The sequence below is a fragment of the Enterococcus sp. C63 genome (genome assembly GCF_040887215.1).
GTDB lineage: Bacteria > Bacillota > Bacilli > Lactobacillales > Enterococcaceae > Enterococcus_B > Enterococcus_B hirae.
On sequence record NZ_JBFOFI010000002.1, the window covers coordinates 134,412 to 149,880 of the forward strand.

Here is a 15,469-nt window from a genome sequence, read left to right on the forward strand (position 1 = left end):
CACTTTTACCGTCAAGCCTAACCAACTTGACGGTTTTTGCTATTTACCGATCGTTTGTCTCAGTTCAACTCAATCCCTCCATATTCAAATTCAACTTATAGAGGATGCTCTCAACAAATCGTTCACCGAAAACAATGTAGTTCAGATGAACAAATAATATACCCAGCGGAGTTTCAACACTAAGCCAAAAAACTCGAAACGTGAAAAAGTTGTTTCGAGTTTTTTCTTCATGATCAAATCAAGTAGTACTTTTCCGATCATTTATTTAATTTTCAACATTTCTGACATAATCATCAAAATATTGAAGTAAATCTTGTTTTAATTTTTGATAATCTGCTTCACTATATTCTTTTGCTTCTAACTTTCCTTGGAAAAAAGGGATTTCTAACTCTTCCCGTAATCGATCCAATACTTCATCTTTGTTCATGTTACTGCTCCTTTTCAAAATAAACACAGACACATTCTGGTGCATAGATGTCTTTTTGGCGTAATTCTAGTAAACCAGTCTCTTTATTTCGCGCGAAAAGCGTAAGATTATCGGTATTTTGATTGGCAGATAAGACATAGTCGTTCGTAGGATCTAAAGCGAAATCTCTAGGGAAATCGCCTTCAGTAGAAATAATTTGGATACATTCCAACAGTTGATCCTTTTCAGAAACTGCAAAGACTGCAATTGAGTTATGGCCACGATTGGAAGCATATACAAATCGACCATCATCTGAAATACGAATTGCAGCACCACCATTTTCTCCTTGAAAATCAGCTGGTAGTGTACTAATTTTTTGTTTTTCTTCAAAGCTGCCTTGGGATTTATTATACGAAAGCACACGAACAGTACTATCAAGTTCACCAAATAGGTAAGCAATGGTTTCATTTGCAGGATGGAAGACAAGGTGGCGGGGACCAGTTCCAGGTTCTGCCACAAATTCAGAAACTATAGTTAATTTTCCTTGATCAGATACATCGTACGTATAGACCCGATCCGTTCCCAGGTCACAAACCACTAAGCGGTTGTCTGGAGTTAAATCAGTATAATGGACATGTGCATGGTCTTGATTTTTATGAGGACCAGTTGCTTCTTGATGAAAAACGGCATCAGTTGCTTCGAGACCTCCATCGTCTAGAATACGATAAACATTGACTTCACCTTTATGATAATTAGCACCATATACTAATTGACGAGATTCATCAACTGCAACGTAACATAAAGGAGCGCCTGATTCTGTTACCGCATTCAAAAAATGGAATTCTTGATCGTAAGCCCCGATCCCACCTAAACCGTCCAGACTTGTGACGTTATAAAGATTACCAGCTTCACTTTTTGCTAAGTAAGTTGGACTATTTTCTTTTACAGCTAGCTTCAATCCTGAGACTTCTGCTTTTTCTGTATCTAATTCAATGGTATAAATTCCTTCACTCACACGTCTTGTGTACGTCCCTAAAATGATTTTTTCTTTCATTTTATCCCTCCTAGAATGTATGAAATAGGTTCCTTGTTTATTTTAGCACATTTCAAACAGGAGAGTTAAACAATGAGAATATGTTATACTGAATATAGAGTTGAGCGACAGAATTTGTAACAAAGGAGAGAATAAAATGATTCATGCAACCATCAAAGAAATCGGAGAAAATGCAGTAAGTGAACAAGAACCGATCTTGATTTTATTTGATCGAACAGCAACAACTACACTACGTAACTATTCAGTGATCCAAAAGATTACTTCTACCGAAAAATTTTCATTAAAAAAAGGGGATTCACTTTTTTTTGATCAACAAGAATATCAGATTGAACATGTGGGAAGATTGGCAAATGAAAATTTAAACACAGTAGGGCATGTTACGCTGATTTTTGATCATTATTCTGAGGAAAATAGTATTGTGAACGGTCTTTACTTAACACCACATCAGTTACCTGAGATTCATGTCGGTACACAAATCAAATACAAGTAGGTGAGATTATGGAAGGGAAAAACAAGCGATCAAAACCAGTCTCTTGGTTTTGGCGATGGTTTTTAAATAATCAAGTCGTTACTGCGTTATTAGTAGTACTTTTGATCTTATTGATCGTTTTTTTATTTACTAAGGTGTCCTATCTATTTGCCCCGATCTGGCAATTCCTGGCGATCGTTGGCTTACCCATTATTTTAGCGGCAATTTTGTATTATTTGATGAATCCAGTTGTTGACTATTTGGAAAAGCGCCAAGTTCCAAGGCTCTATAGCATCATCGGGTTATTTGTATTAGTCGTGGCACTGATTGCTTGGGGAACAGTGGTAATCATTCCTAAAATCCAAGAGCAAACCGTGAGTTTTATCAATCATTTTCCTCAATATGTGGATACGATCGATAATAAATTGACAGAAATACTAAGAGATCCTCTATTCAACCAATTTAGGGAACAATTGGAAGCTACTGGCGATAAGTTCATGAGTTCAGCAGGTGATATGCTCCAAGATATTTCAAAAAGTACGGTTCAAAGTTTAGGAAGTTTTGTGGGAGCAGTTGCTACGATTATTGTTGCTTTGCTAACTATGCCGTTTATCCTTTTCTATTTATTGAAAGATGGCAAGCAACTTGCCCCTTATTTTGTGAATTTCCTACCAACACGTATGCGAAAACCAACTTTGAAAGTATTAAGTGAAATGAACGATCAAGTTTCTTCTTATATCCGTGGACAATTGACGGTGGCTTTTGCAGTAGCGATCATGTTTATGATTGGATTTGCAATCATTGGACTCGATTATGCAGTCACCTTAGGGATCATTGCCGGCTTTTTAAATTTGATTCCCTATCTAGGCTCATTTTTAGCAATGATTCCGGCCGTATTCTTAGGAATCGTGGCGGGACCGATCATGTTGATCAAAGTACTGATCGTGTTTGCTTTAGAACAAACGATTGAAGGACGATTGATTTCTCCATTAGTCTTAGGGAATCAATTGGCGATCCATCCGGTCACGATCTTATTAGTTTTATTAACTTCTGGGAAGCTGTTTGGAATCGTCGGTGTGATTTTAGGTATTCCAGTATATGCTGCAGCAAAAGTGGTTATCTCACATGTTTTTGAATGGTATACAACTATCTCTAGTTTATATGAAGAAAAACAAAGTGACTAACCAACTGTGCACTAAAAACACATGACTAAAAAACGAAGAAAGCGAAAATAGTTTAACTATTTTCGAGATTCTTCGTTTTTTTTTAATTTTTTTAAGAAATTTTTAGGTACTCGCTATGCAACAATCAAAGTTAGTAAGGGACTAACTTTATAGTAAACTTGCAAGTAGTTTTTATTAGAACGTTTGACCAAATGCTGCAGCTTTATCTAAAGCTGATTGCATCAATTCTTCTGCACGGTCAGGGGTATAGTCGATACCTTCAATAAATAATTGATCCACTTGATCGATACCGACAAAGTTCAAGATGCCTTTGACATATTGAGAAGCGAAGTCTTGACCGTTATAAATGCCTCCGTTGGATTGGATGTGCAAAGCTTTTTTACCAGAAACTAATCCTTCTGGTCCGTTTTCAGTATAACGGAATGTCTTGCCAGCCACATTGACGGTGTCAAACCAAGCTTTTAATTTTGTTGGGATATTCAAGTTCCATAAAGCATTCGCAATAACGATCTTGTCTGCAGCAAGAAATTGGTCGGTCAATTCATTGAAACGAGCAATTTTTTGTTGTTGACTTTCAGACAAAGTAGAGAACTCAGCACCTGCCCGAAGTGCTTCCCATCCTGAAAGTAATTCTTCATCGATTTCTGGGATATCATCACGATAAAGCTCTAAAACAGTCACTTCATCTTCCGGATGATTTTCTTTGTAACTAGTTAAAAAAGTTGTTAATGCTTTAACTGAACGTGATTCCTGTGCAGTTAATGGGTGCCCTTTTACTACTAAAACTGATGCCATAATATTCTCTCCTTTAAGCTGACTTGTTATCTGACTAACATAGCTAGTTTACTTGAAAGAGAAAAGGCTATCAAGTTTTTTTAAGGTTCGATTTTTAATTATGAATTTTTTTAGTCTTTTCATGAAAAAAATATGGAAAAGCATTGCAAAACATCTTCTTGGTGTTACAATGACATAGTGTCATGTGACAGTGTGTCATTTTAGGAAGGAGGAAAAAGATGCCTACGAAAACTTTTTTTCATCTACCAGAGGAAAAGCAGAAACGTTTATTAGAAGCAGCTAGGATTGAATTTTCCAGAGTACCATTAAAAGATGCTTCCATCGCAAATATCGTGAAAATCGCAGAAATCCCTAGAGGTAGTTTTTATCAGTATTTTGAAGACAAAGAGGATCTTTACTATTATTATTTTGAAACTGTTCGACGTGATAGTTCAAAAGATATGTTCCAACTGATAAAAGATGTCGATGGGGATTTATTCGAAGGATTCGAGCTTTATTTTACTAAAATCATTCGGGAGATTTTAGTCGGGGAAAATGCTTCTTTTTATCGTAATCTTTTCATGAACTTGGACTATCGTGCTTCTCGTAAAGTCGTGCCACATACAAAAGATGATCAGCGTCATTCACATGCAAAACATCAAAAAGAGGCAAAAGAATTAATTGGATTGATTGATCGAACGACACTGAAAGTAAACGATGATCATGAACTGGAACTACTGATCCAATTGATCATGAATATCGTCTTTACTACGATTGCTCATGCCTATAAATCATTTTCAAAAAACGAAAATTACTCCGTGGATCATGCCATTAAAGAATTTAAATTAAAACTATCATGGTTGAAAGACGGCGTATATCAATAGAAAGAGGGGAATTACATGCTAAAAATCGTCAAACGGATTTCACTGACTTCAGCTATTGCAGCCACGTTGTTCATGGTTATCCAAGTTTTATCAGATCTTTATTTGCCGACGCTCACATCAAATATCATTGATAAAGGTGTAGCACGAGGTGATGTTGATTATATTTGGCAAACAGGTTTTGTTATGATCGGTTTTTCTTTGATTAGTATTATTGCAGCGATCGCAAATACCTTTTTTGCTACACGTGAGTCACAAAAATTAGGAAAGCAATTACGTACCGATGTTTATAAAAAATCTGAAAGTTTAACAAAAGATGCATTTGACAAATATGGTACAGCATCCTTGATTACCCGTACAACTAATGACGTGACACAAATCCAGATGGTTACGCAAATGTTTTTAAGAATGATGATCAATGCACCGATCACATTGGTTGGCGCAAGTTTTCTTGCTTATCAAAAAGATCATCAATTAACCAAAATTTTCTTAGTAGTTATTCCAATCATGCTAGTGGTGATCGGCGGAATCATGTTTTTTGCGGTACCACTATTCAAGAGCATGCAAAAGAAGACAGACCGTTTGAACCTAGTGTTTCGTGAAGGATTAACAGGGGTAAGGGTAATCCGAGCGTTTGATAAGACACGTTTTGAAGAAAATCGTTTTGATTTAGCAAACAAAGATTATACAAATACAGCAATTAAAGTCAACACGATCGTTGCATTGATGATGCCGATGATGACCTTGATTATGAGTGGAACAAACGTAGCAATTACTTGGTTTGGTGGACACTACATAGCAGATATGACGTTAGAAGTCGGAAACCTAATTGCATTTATGACGTATGCTATGCAAATTTTAATTAGCTTTATGATGCTTTCAGCTATTTTTATCATGGTCCCTCGAGCGCAAGCTTCTGCTGATCGGATCAATGAAGTATTAGATGAAAAAGTAGGTATCTCAGATCCTGAGAACCCAATTGAGGTGACTCCTGCAGGTAAAGCTGCCACAATCTCATTTGAACATGTCAACTACCGGTACCATGGAGCTGAGAAACTAGCGTTAGAAGATATTGATTTTTCAGCACAATCAGGCGAAACTGTTGCGATTATTGGTGGAACTGGTTCGGGTAAATCTACTTTAGTCAACCTTATCCCACGACTATACGATGTCGAATCAGGAACAATCAAGATTGATGGTGTAAGTATTACCGATATGACTCAGTATAATTTGCGTGAATTGATGGGCTTTGTTCCACAAAAAGCCATGTTGTTCTCTGGCACGATCAGAGAAAACATGCAGTACGGTAAAGCAGATGCTACTGATGAAATGATTTGGAAAGCGTTAGAAATCGCCCAAGCCAAAGACTTCGTTTCAGAAATGGAAGAGGGCTTAGACAGCCATGTTGAACAAGGCGGAGGGAATTTTTCTGGTGGGCAAAGACAACGTTTGGCGATTGCTCGAGCATTAGTCAAACCAGCTGACATTTATGTATTTGATGATTCTTTCTCGGCTTTGGACTTTAAAACAGATGCAAAATTACGTCAAGCTTTAAAACAAAATATGAAAGAAAGTATTACGGTTTTAGTTGCACAACGAGTAAGTACAGTAATGGATGCGGATATGATCTTAGTCCTTGATGAAGGAAAACTAGTTGGCAAAGGCACACACGATGAACTTCTTAAAACGAATGAAACCTATCAGGAAATCGTTCATTCACAATTAAGAGAGGAGGATCTAGCATGAGTAAAGGAACGACCAAACCTTCTCAACGACCAATGCCTGGCGGCGGTCACGGACCCGGTCGAAACATTGGGGCAAAAGGAGAAAAACCAAAGAATTTTTGGGGCACAGTGAAACGTTTATTTGGCTATATGTCAAAACGCTCGGTTGCGATCATTGCTGTATTTGTATTAGCGATTGCAGCAGTCATTTTCCAGATTCAAACACCAAAAGTATTAGGGAGAGCAACTACTGAGATTTTTAATGGGGTGATGGCTGGTGCAAAACAAATGCAAGCGGGGCAACAAATTTCTAAATTCCCAATTGATTTTGATAAAATTGCTCAAATCATCGCCACGGTTATTGTGATGTATTTGATTTCTGCAGTATTCAATTTCTTACAACAATTTATTATGACACGAGTATCGCAACGAACAGTTTATGAGTTACGTCATGATCTAGAAGCAAAAATGAATCGTGTACCGATTTCTTATTATGATACACATACAAATGGAGACATCATGTCTCGTGCAATCAATGATATGGATAATATTGCCAGTACCCTTCAACAAAACTTAACACAGTTTGTAACAAGTGCAGTTACTTTGATCGGTGTCATCGTTATGATGCTTTCTATTAGTTGGCAATTGACGTTAGTGGCTTTACTGATGATTCCATTGAGTTTGATCGTCGTGATGATCATTGCACCAAAATCCCAAGTCTTTTTTGCAGATCAACAAAAAAGTTTAGGTCTCTTAAACAACCAAGTAGAAGAAACCTATGGTGGTCATACGATCGTCAAAACTTTCAATCATACAGCCAAAGACCAAGAAGTTTTTGAAGAAGAAAACGACAAGTTATATGCTGCTGGGTGGAAAGCGCAGTTTATCTCTGCCATCATTATGCCTTTGATGAACTTCGTTAAAAATCTTGGCTATGTATTTGTTGCTGTATTAGGTGGGGTCAAAGTTGCAAATGGGAATATGACACTTGGGGACGTTCAAGCGTTCTTACAATATACGACACAATTCTCACAGCCGATTACTCAACTTGCAAGTTTAATGAATACGATCCAGTCAACTGTTGCATCTGCGGAACGGGTTTTTGAAGTGCTGGATGAAGAGGAAATGTCTGATAAAAAATCTGGGTTACCTGTTGAAGAGAACACACCATATAAAGTTCGTTTTGAAAATGTTCAATTCGGTTATACCAAAGATCAACTATTGATGACAGATTTTAATCTGGATGTGAAACCTGGAGAAATGGTGGCAATTGTTGGTCCAACTGGTGCTGGTAAAACGACCTTAATCAACTTGTTAGAACGTTTCTATGATGTTTCTGGCGGAAGTATCCGTTATGACGGGGTAGATACGAGAGATTTATCTCGAGATAACTTACGTGCTCAATTTTCAATGGTTCTGCAAGATACATGGCTATTTACAGGTAGCATCTACGACAATATCAAATACGGAAACGATGATGCAACTGACGAACAAGTGATTGAAGCAGCCAAAGCTGCCCATGTTGATGACTTTGTTCGCAAACTGCCTGAAGGTTATCAAACGGTATTAAATGAAGATGCCAGCAACATCTCCCAAGGGCAACGACAGTTAATCACGATTGCTCGGGCATTTTTAGCTAATCCGGATGTATTGATACTTGATGAAGCAACTTCTAGTGTGGATACTCGGACAGAGATTTTGATCCAAAAAGCGATGAATCGTTTATTAGAAAATCGAACAAGCTTTGTAGTAGCTCACCGTCTGTCAACCATTCGAGATGCTGATAACATTATTGTCATGAACCATGGTTCAATTGTTGAAACAGGAAATCATGATCAATTGATGGAAAAAGATGGATTTTATGCTGATTTATATAACAGCCAGTTTTCCGAAGAAGCTGTTTCTTAACAATTCATTAATAGTAAAACGCATGGAAAGAGCATCTGAAGCGTTCCATGCGTTTTATTTATTATAATGAATGTTATTTAAAAATAATTGCAGTATTGCGTGGAAAATGCGAAAATTCTCACATTTTTTTTAATAAAAACCCATTTATTGCTTGAAAGAAATGTGAAGCATCGTTAAAATAAAGCTGGACGTAGAGGGGAGCAAGAAAAATGAAAGAATTTAAATTGGGGTCTACTACTTACCTAAAAAGTGTAGCAATCCGGGTTAAAGATAGAGATAAAATGATTGATTTTTACAAAAATACGATCGGTTTTGATTTGAAACGGGAAGAAAATGAATTAGCTATTTTAGGGACACAAGAGCAAAATAGTGAGATGCTATTGCTAGAAGAAAGTCCTAGAGCGCATGATTACATTGGGGAAATCAAAAAACTGAAACGTTTTTCATTGATTATTCCAACGGTAGCAGAAATGGCTGATATCCTTTCCCGTATCCGTAAAACAAACTATCCAATTGAAGATGCGTTAGAAGATCAAGGGCGCATGGGGATCTTACTTAAGGATCCAGAAGGTAACGAATTAGAAATTTATCACGAAGAGGACAATGTTCAAGAACGAAATCAACCAGAAGCAATGGATCAAGAGTCATTATTACGTAAGTCAGAAGAGCGTTACAAAAAATTATCCGCTAATTCTTACTTTGAAAAAATCCATTTAAACGTTTTTGATAGCGAAGAAGAACGCCGTTTTTTAAGTGATTTACTGGGACTAAAAGTTCGGGAAGAAAAGAGCGGATTACATGTTTTAAATGAAGGGAACTTCCATGTAGGAATCTCAGAAGCAAATAGTGAGGCATTAGCATTGCCGACTCATGAAGTATTAGGTTTAGATTTCTTGAAATTCGTGATTGATCAAGAAAGCATGGAACAGTTGATTCAGCATTTAAATGAAACTGCAGTTGACTTCTTTATCGATCAAAGGCATACTGTGTTAACAATTTATGATGCGATTGGTATCGAATGGTGGTTTGTGATCGATACAAAAAAAGCCAAAAAATAAAGCGAAGACAAATAATTGAATAGGTAGAAATAGCTCCTAACGATTTGATGTTTAGGGGCTTTTGCATTTGTTCATTGTTGGCAAAGCGCATCACAAGCAACAACGGAAATCGAAAGCTGATTTTTTGTTCAATATATAAAGAGATACCAGAAACAACTCTTCAACTAAAGAAGTTTCTCTAAGATATAAGATGATGGAAGAAAAGTTGATTTGAAAAATTTTCTTATTGTCATTGGAGCTGACCGATGTTTTCACGACCTTACCCACGGCGTTCAAGAAGCAACTCCTCAGCAATAAGCGATGATTTTCTAAAATATGAGAAGCTATTTTAAAAAATCCTCTCTTATTCGCTCGGAGCTAATCGCTTCTTTCACGACCTTTATCTACTTGCATCCTCTTGGAGAAAGCTATATGATTTGATTTAGCATGATGAACAAAAATTGATTTCTTCGACAGAGAAGGAGAATAAAATGTACCCAGAAACGAAACAGTTGATTTTAAATAAACTTGAAGAAGGTTATTATCCTGGTGTTGTTGGTGCGTTTATTAAGCATAAGCATGTTGAAACTTTTTCAGCAGGTCATGCACAGATCGTACCTGAAACCCAACCAATGACAGCAGATCTATTATTTGATGTGGCTTCTTTAACAAAAGTGATCGCTACCACCAGTCTAGTGTTGCGCTTGTGGGAAGATGGTAAAATCGACTTAGACAAACCGTTACACCATTATTTACCGGCTTTTGAAAATGAAACAATCACGATACGACATTTACTGACTCATACATCAAATATTGAAACTTGGATTCCTAATCGAGATCAACTCTCTCAAGAACAGCTGATCGAAGCCTATTTAAAGCTTCAACCTGGTGATCAGTTAGGGAAATTAGTGAAATATACAGATGCAGGCACGATTTTATTAGGATTGATGCTTGAAGAGATTTTCCAAGAGCCAGCCACAGAATTATTTGAAGAACAAGTATTAGCGCCTTTAGGGATGATGCACAGTACGTTTTTACCTTATCCTTCTAAAAGAATTGTTCCCACACAACAACTCGCTTCAGGTGAGGTTTTGCGGGGCGTTACACATGATCCTAAAGCGAGAGTACTCGCTGAGCATGCAGGAAATGCTGGGTTGTTTCTTGATTTAGAGGACAGTATTACCTTTGTAAAAATGTATTTGAATTTAGGGAAAGCTGAAAATGGGCGTTTTTTAGAAGAACAAACGATTCGTTCACTTTTACAAGATCATACGCCAACGAAAAAAGGCAATCGTTCCTTAGGATGGGATTTAAAAAAAGGATTAGAACAACAGCAACCAATTCTTTTTCATACTGGTTATACGGGCACGTTCTTACTAATTGACATTATTGAACAAGAAGCATTTATTTTCTTATCAAACCGTATCCATCCAACGGATCATCGTGAAGCTTATATTCGTTGTCGTGATGAAATTGTTGAAAAATTTTTGAAAGAGAAAGCGTTATTAAAAAAATGATGCTATAATAACTATGAACATTGAGAGGAGTTTGAACTATGCAAGAACCTATGTTTTTAAAACCAGTTTTTCAAGAAAAGATTTGGGGAGGCAGCCGTTTAAGATCAGTATTTGGATTTGATATACCTAATGACAAAATCGGTGAAGATTGGGCGATCAGCGCACATCCACATGGTGTAAGTGTCGTTGAAAACGGTGAATACCAAGGACAAAAATTAGACGAGTTATGGCAAAAGCACAAGGAATTGTTTGGCAACCCAACTGAGCCTGTCTTTCCATTATTAATTAAAATCTTAGATGCAGAAGATGAATTATCAGTACAAGTCCATCCAGATGATGCTTATGGAATGAAGCACGAAGGTGAGTTAGGAAAAACAGAATGTTGGTATATCATTGATGCTGAACCTGGAGCAGAAATCATTTATGGCCATCATGCAAAAACAAGAGAAGAACTTGCTGAGATGATCCAAGAGGGTCGTTGGGATGACTTATTGAAAAAAGTCCCAGTTAAAAAAGGCGACTTTTTCTATGTCCCTAGTGGAACGATCCATGCAATTGGTAAAGGGATCATGATTTTAGAAACGCAACAAAGCTCGGACACGACTTATCGTGTATATGATTATGACCGTAAAGATGCCAATGGCAATACGCGTGAATTGCATATCCAACAATCAATTGATGTGACAACTGTTCCAGCTATTACGCCACAGATTCAAATGAAAGAAGTACGTAAAGGGAATTCTTCGATCGTTACGTATTTAGAGACCGAGTTTTTTAATGTTTATGAATGGGATATCAAAGGAATTACATCATTTAAAAAACAAGCACCTTATACATTAGCGACAGTAATCGATGGAGCAGGAGAGTTAGTTGTTAATGAAAAAATTTACCCATTAACTAAAGGGGCAAGTTTTATTTTACCAAATGATGTGACAGAATGGACGGTTCAAGGAGAGTTATCAATCATTGCCTCTGAACCAGGTAAAGCATCGAAATAAAGAATCAGTGATTTATTAGTTAACTTTGCAGATGGTTATTTTTTCTGATTAGTGTTGTGAAATAAAAAAACTGAGCCTTGTGTTGTGAATGTCTTAAGTTAGACTAAGATCTAACTGAAGCAAGTCAGCACAAGTGTTCAGCTTTTTTGTTTTAGAATGCTGGTAAAAATGAAGCTGCTGATTGCTAATAAAAAATTAGGAAAAATAGGTTCTTGAAATAGCTTTCAATCTGTGGTATATTTTCGGTGTAGAGTTAAAACGTTTTAATTATTGATGAATGGCGTTTGATTCAATTAATATGTAATATGGAGTGATGAAGGAATGAACACTGTAACAGTTATCGGTAGCATTAATTTAGATCGGACCATCCGAGTCAAACATATGCCTAAGCCAGGAGAAACGATCCACACGAAAGAAACATTTTCAGCTGGCGGAGGAAAAGGAGCAAACCAAGCAGTTGCTGCAAGACGTTCAGAAGCTACTACTCATTTTATTGGAGCGATTGGTACCGATGAAGCTGGCAAAACAATGGCTGAGCTTTTAGAACAAGAAGAAATCAATTTACAAGGTGTCGCAACTCTTGAAAACCAAGCGACTGGTCAAGCTTACATCATCGTTGATGATGCTGGGGAAAATAGTATTATGATCCATGCCGGAGCGAACAATGCGTTTACACCAGAACAAGTTAGACAAAACAAAGCGATCATCGAAAAAAGTGATTTTATCATCGCACAGTTTGAAAGCGCTGTAGAAAGTACGATTGAAGCTTTTAAACTAGCAAAAGAGGTTGGAGTAAAAACAATTTTGAATCCTGCCCCAGCATTAGAAAATGTGCCTGAAGAGTTATTGAAAGTAACAGATATGATTATTCCTAATGAAACAGAAACAGAAATTTTAACAGGGATTTCGATTACGGACGAAGAAAGCTTAAAACAGGCTGCAGCTCACTTACATCAATTAGGAATCGAAGTTGTAATTATCACGATCGGAAGTAAAGGCGCATTTTACTCGATTAAAAACAGCGAAAATGGGATCGTGCCAGCGTTCAAAGTGAATGCAGTCGATACGACAGCTGCAGGTGATACATTCATTGGTGCGATGAGTAGCATGTTAGCAACTGATTTTAGTAATTTAGAGGAAGCAATTACTTATGGAAATAAAGCTTCTTCTTTGACTGTTCAACGTTTTGGCGCACAACCTTCTATTCCATATAAACAAGAATTGAATTAAGAAAGGACGTTTTTATTATGAAAAAATCAAAAGTAATCAATTCAGATATCTCTCGTGTAATCGCACAAATGGGACATTTTGACACATTAAGTATCGGTGATGCAGGTATGCCCGTGCCGATGACAACTGAAAAAATCGATTTGGCTGTGGATAATGGTATTCCAAGCTTTATGGAAGTCTTGAACAATGTGCTTGAAGAGTTAGAAGTTCAACGTATTTATTTAGCTGAAGAAATCAAGTCAGAAAACCCTAAAGTATTATCGGAAATTCAACAACGGCTACCTGAAACACCTATTACTTTTATCCCTCATAGTAAAATGAAAGCTGATTTGAATCAGTGTCATGCGTTTATTCGCACAGGGGAAATGACACCTTATGCTAATATTATTTTAGAAAGCGGCGTCGTTTTTTAAAAAAGAAGGAGGAATAGTCTACCATGAATACTACCGCGCTTTTAATTGGCTTAGGCCCACTACTTGGTTGGGGGTTATATCCTACGATCGCATCTAAGATCGGGGGACGTCCGGTCAATCAAATTTTAGGTTCAACATTAGGAACATTGATTTTTGCAATTGTTTTTGCTTTATATAAAGGAATGGAGTTACCAACAGGATCTGACCTGACTTTTTCAATCTTATCTGGTGTTGGTTGGGCAATCGCCCAAATCATTACATTCCAATCCTTTACCTTGATTGGTTCTTCTCGTGCAATGCCTATTACTACTGCTTTTCAATTATTAGGAGCTTCATTGTGGGGCGTGTTTGCTTTAGGAAATTGGCCAGGCGCTACTGCGAAAGTCTTGGGTGCCTTTGCTTTAGTTTTGATTATTTTAGGTGCTTGGATGACTGTTTGGACTGAAAAGAAAAATACAGAAGGCAGTAACTTATTGAAAAAAGCGGTCCTTTTGTTAGCAGTAGGTGAAATCGGCTACTGGGCTTATTCCGCAGCTCCTCAAGCAACTTCAATTGATGGAATGCATGCCTTTTTACCTCAAGCAATTGGTATGGTAATCGTTGCTGTTGTTTATTCAGCTGTTTTAAGTTTTAAAGAAAAATCAGCGTTTGTCGAAGTTGTCTCTTATAAACATATTTTTTCAGGATTTTTCTTTGCCTTCGCTGCTTTAACTTATTTAATTTCAGCTCAACCAGATATGAATGGGTTAGCAACAGGGTTTATTCTTTCTCAAACATCCGTAGTATTAGCGACACTGACTGGTATTTGGTTCCTAGGACAAAAGAAAACCAAGAAAGAAATGACTGTTACAGTTATTGGACTAGTCTTGATTTTAGCTGCTGCTACGATCACTGTAATGATCTAACTCTTCCCCAAAACAAAATAAGCTGAACTGAAAGACATTGATTGACTTAAGTTGATCAATGTCTTTTATTTTTTTTGGAAGAATCGCAAATAAATCGTAATTATAGAGTGAGGAGGGATTTACGTGTTACGAATCTGTTCAAAAAAAGCAATTCGAAGTAAAGCACTAACGATTCGATTATTTGATGGTTCTACGTGGGCTAATTTAGGAAATGGACAGTTTATCAATCAAGAGACAAAAAAAGAATTACCTGACTACAAGATTTATCCACAAATAAAAACAGCCGTTTCTTCTGGCGGTCTTATCTTTGCTAAACGAAGGAACACAAAACAAAACTTACAGTACGTGGAACGACCAATGAAAGTAAAAGCTTGGCAAGTTTAGTCGTTGCAAAAAAACATATTTGTTCGTTGAAAATGTTATATGTGAGCATCATTACTGGTTAGCAATCTAACTGATAACGATGATTTGCTGTCAATCTTTATCGATGCTCAACTAAATGACAGTCCTGTTAGTGTTGGCATGCTAACAGCAAAAGTATGACTAGAATCTCTTACGGAGGACGGAACCGATAACTGTGATTAACGGTTTGAAGAAAAATTTCTTACGTAATGTTTTTTCCGAGGACCGTGAGGATAGGGGTTGGCTTTTTCCTAAAAAAGTCAGGTTTCCATTTATCCTAAAAATGGTGTGGCCTTAAAATTTTTAAGGAGTGACAACTTGATGACAGAACTCCAGCGATTATTAACTTTTATGCGTAGTAGTAAAAGAAAACAGATTACTTTGCGTGAATATGAACAGCTTGTTCATCAAGATGGATGGACAAATGGAGACAAAGCAAAATTGATCAATCAGATACAAAAAAGTGGCGTTTTAAGGTATGACCGCACTAAAAATGAATATGTGATTCGCTTGATTCAGTAGCGAATATTTTGATTTTTAGTGTCAGTAGTAATTCTATGTTTATGA

The 15,469-nt window shown here is 36.9% G+C and carries 16 protein-coding genes; 13 read left to right on the top strand and 3 right to left on the bottom strand.

Going from position 1 to position 15,469, the window contains the following annotated elements; all coding sequences use genetic code 11:
• Positions 1-265: 265 nt before the first annotated feature.
• The gene (locus AB3H90_RS03260; protein WP_096708437.1) at positions 266-427 is read right to left on the bottom strand and encodes a hypothetical protein; all 162 of its coding nucleotides are present in this window, start codon (positions 425-427) and stop codon (positions 266-268) included.
• Between the two features lies 1 nt (position 428).
• Positions 429-1,460: a lactonase family protein gene (locus AB3H90_RS03265; protein ID WP_368016167.1), complete on the bottom strand. Its 1,032-nt coding sequence runs from the start codon at positions 1,458-1,460 to the stop codon at positions 429-431.
• A 136-nt stretch (positions 1,461-1,596) separates the two neighbouring features.
• Between AB3H90_RS03265 and AB3H90_RS03270 the strand changes: the two genes are divergently transcribed.
• Both AB3H90_RS03270 and AB3H90_RS03275 read left to right on the top strand, forming a co-directional pair.
• Entirely contained in the window at positions 1,597-1,950 is a 354-nt protein-coding gene (locus AB3H90_RS03270) for a PTS glucitol/sorbitol transporter subunit IIA (RefSeq protein WP_034699568.1), read from the top strand.
• 8 nt (positions 1,951-1,958) lie between these two features.
• Positions 1,959-3,113, top strand: a complete 1,155-nt coding sequence (locus tag AB3H90_RS03275) for an AI-2E family transporter (protein WP_010720031.1) — start codon at positions 1,959-1,961, stop codon at positions 3,111-3,113.
• A 174-nt stretch (positions 3,114-3,287) separates the two neighbouring features.
• Here the strand turns inward: AB3H90_RS03275 and AB3H90_RS03280 are convergent, their stop codons facing one another.
• A complete protein-coding gene (locus AB3H90_RS03280; RefSeq protein ID WP_010720030.1) occupies positions 3,288-3,908 on the bottom strand; it encodes an NAD(P)H-dependent oxidoreductase in 621 nt (206 codons plus the stop codon).
• 218 nt (positions 3,909-4,126) lie between these two features.
• Between AB3H90_RS03280 and AB3H90_RS03285 the strand changes: the two genes are divergently transcribed.
• The 11 genes from AB3H90_RS03285 (at position 4,127) to AB3H90_RS03335 (ending at position 15,424) form a co-directional block, all read left to right on the top strand.
• Positions 4,127-4,771 carry a TetR/AcrR family transcriptional regulator gene (locus tag AB3H90_RS03285; RefSeq protein WP_010720029.1) on the top strand — a complete coding sequence of 215 codons (645 nt, stop codon included), beginning with the start codon at positions 4,127-4,129 and terminating at the stop codon, positions 4,769-4,771.
• 15 nt (positions 4,772-4,786) lie between these two features.
• On the top strand, positions 4,787-6,514 hold the full coding sequence (locus AB3H90_RS03290; protein WP_368016168.1) for an ABC transporter ATP-binding protein: 1,728 nt from the start codon (positions 4,787-4,789) through the stop codon (positions 6,512-6,514).
• Positions 6,511-8,400 (top strand): ABC transporter ATP-binding protein, encoded by a 1,890-nt coding sequence (locus tag AB3H90_RS03295; RefSeq protein WP_010738420.1) that lies wholly within the window; start codon positions 6,511-6,513, stop codon positions 8,398-8,400. Before AB3H90_RS03290 ends, AB3H90_RS03295 begins: the two co-directional genes overlap by 4 nt.
• Positions 8,401-8,609: 209 nt before the next feature.
• Positions 8,610-9,458: a VOC family protein gene (locus AB3H90_RS03300; RefSeq protein WP_034699576.1), complete on the top strand. Its 849-nt coding sequence runs from the start codon at positions 8,610-8,612 to the stop codon at positions 9,456-9,458.
• A 470-nt stretch (positions 9,459-9,928) separates the two neighbouring features.
• On the top strand, positions 9,929-10,954 hold the full coding sequence (locus AB3H90_RS03305; protein WP_010720025.1) for a serine hydrolase: 1,026 nt from the start codon (positions 9,929-9,931) through the stop codon (positions 10,952-10,954).
• A 38-nt stretch (positions 10,955-10,992) separates the two neighbouring features.
• A complete protein-coding gene (manA, locus tag AB3H90_RS03310) occupies positions 10,993-11,952 on the top strand; it encodes a mannose-6-phosphate isomerase, class I (RefSeq protein ID WP_368016169.1) in 960 nt (319 codons plus the stop codon).
• Positions 11,953-12,273: 321 nt separating this feature from the next.
• Positions 12,274-13,182: a ribokinase gene (gene rbsK / locus AB3H90_RS03315; RefSeq protein WP_368016170.1), complete on the top strand. Its 909-nt coding sequence runs from the start codon at positions 12,274-12,276 to the stop codon at positions 13,180-13,182.
• A gap of 17 nt (positions 13,183-13,199) precedes the next feature.
• A complete protein-coding gene (gene rbsD, locus AB3H90_RS03320; protein WP_010720022.1) occupies positions 13,200-13,595 on the top strand; it encodes a D-ribose pyranase in 396 nt (131 codons plus the stop codon).
• Between the two features lie 23 nt (positions 13,596-13,618).
• Positions 13,619-14,500, top strand: a complete 882-nt coding sequence (locus tag AB3H90_RS03325; protein ID WP_010720021.1) for a ribose/proton symporter RbsU — start codon at positions 13,619-13,621, stop codon at positions 14,498-14,500.
• Positions 14,501-14,623: 123 nt separating this feature from the next.
• The gene (locus AB3H90_RS03330) at positions 14,624-14,884 is read left to right on the top strand and encodes a hypothetical protein (RefSeq protein WP_010738415.1); all 261 of its coding nucleotides are present in this window, start codon (positions 14,624-14,626) and stop codon (positions 14,882-14,884) included.
• Between the two features lie 339 nt (positions 14,885-15,223).
• Positions 15,224-15,424, top strand: a complete 201-nt coding sequence (locus tag AB3H90_RS03335) for a hypothetical protein (RefSeq protein WP_010720019.1) — start codon at positions 15,224-15,226, stop codon at positions 15,422-15,424.
• The last annotated feature ends 45 nt before the right edge of the window (positions 15,425-15,469 follow it).

Coding starts and splice junctions, on each gene's coding strand:
- AB3H90_RS03260 (WP_096708437.1), bottom strand. CDS start 427: ATGAACAAAGATGAAGTATTGGATCGATTACGGGAAGAGTTAGAAATC.
- AB3H90_RS03265 (WP_368016167.1), bottom strand. CDS start 1,460: ATGAAAGAAAAAATCATTTTAGGGACGTACACAAGACGTGTGAGTGAA.
- AB3H90_RS03270 (WP_034699568.1), top strand. CDS start 1,597: ATGATTCATGCAACCATCAAAGAAATCGGAGAAAATGCAGTAAGTGAA.
- AB3H90_RS03275 (WP_010720031.1), top strand. CDS start 1,959: ATGGAAGGGAAAAACAAGCGATCAAAACCAGTCTCTTGGTTTTGGCGA.
- AB3H90_RS03280 (WP_010720030.1), bottom strand. CDS start 3,908: ATGGCATCAGTTTTAGTAGTAAAAGGGCACCCATTAACTGCACAGGAA.
- AB3H90_RS03285 (WP_010720029.1), top strand. CDS start 4,127: ATGCCTACGAAAACTTTTTTTCATCTACCAGAGGAAAAGCAGAAACGT.
- AB3H90_RS03290 (WP_368016168.1), top strand. CDS start 4,787: ATGCTAAAAATCGTCAAACGGATTTCACTGACTTCAGCTATTGCAGCC.
- AB3H90_RS03295 (WP_010738420.1), top strand. CDS start 6,511: ATGAGTAAAGGAACGACCAAACCTTCTCAACGACCAATGCCTGGCGGC.
- AB3H90_RS03300 (WP_034699576.1), top strand. CDS start 8,610: ATGAAAGAATTTAAATTGGGGTCTACTACTTACCTAAAAAGTGTAGCA.
- AB3H90_RS03305 (WP_010720025.1), top strand. CDS start 9,929: ATGTACCCAGAAACGAAACAGTTGATTTTAAATAAACTTGAAGAAGGT.
- manA (WP_368016169.1), top strand. CDS start 10,993: ATGCAAGAACCTATGTTTTTAAAACCAGTTTTTCAAGAAAAGATTTGG.
- rbsK (WP_368016170.1), top strand. CDS start 12,274: ATGAACACTGTAACAGTTATCGGTAGCATTAATTTAGATCGGACCATC.
- rbsD (WP_010720022.1), top strand. CDS start 13,200: ATGAAAAAATCAAAAGTAATCAATTCAGATATCTCTCGTGTAATCGCA.
- AB3H90_RS03325 (WP_010720021.1), top strand. CDS start 13,619: ATGAATACTACCGCGCTTTTAATTGGCTTAGGCCCACTACTTGGTTGG.
- AB3H90_RS03335 (WP_010720019.1), top strand. CDS start 15,224: ATGACAGAACTCCAGCGATTATTAACTTTTATGCGTAGTAGTAAAAGA.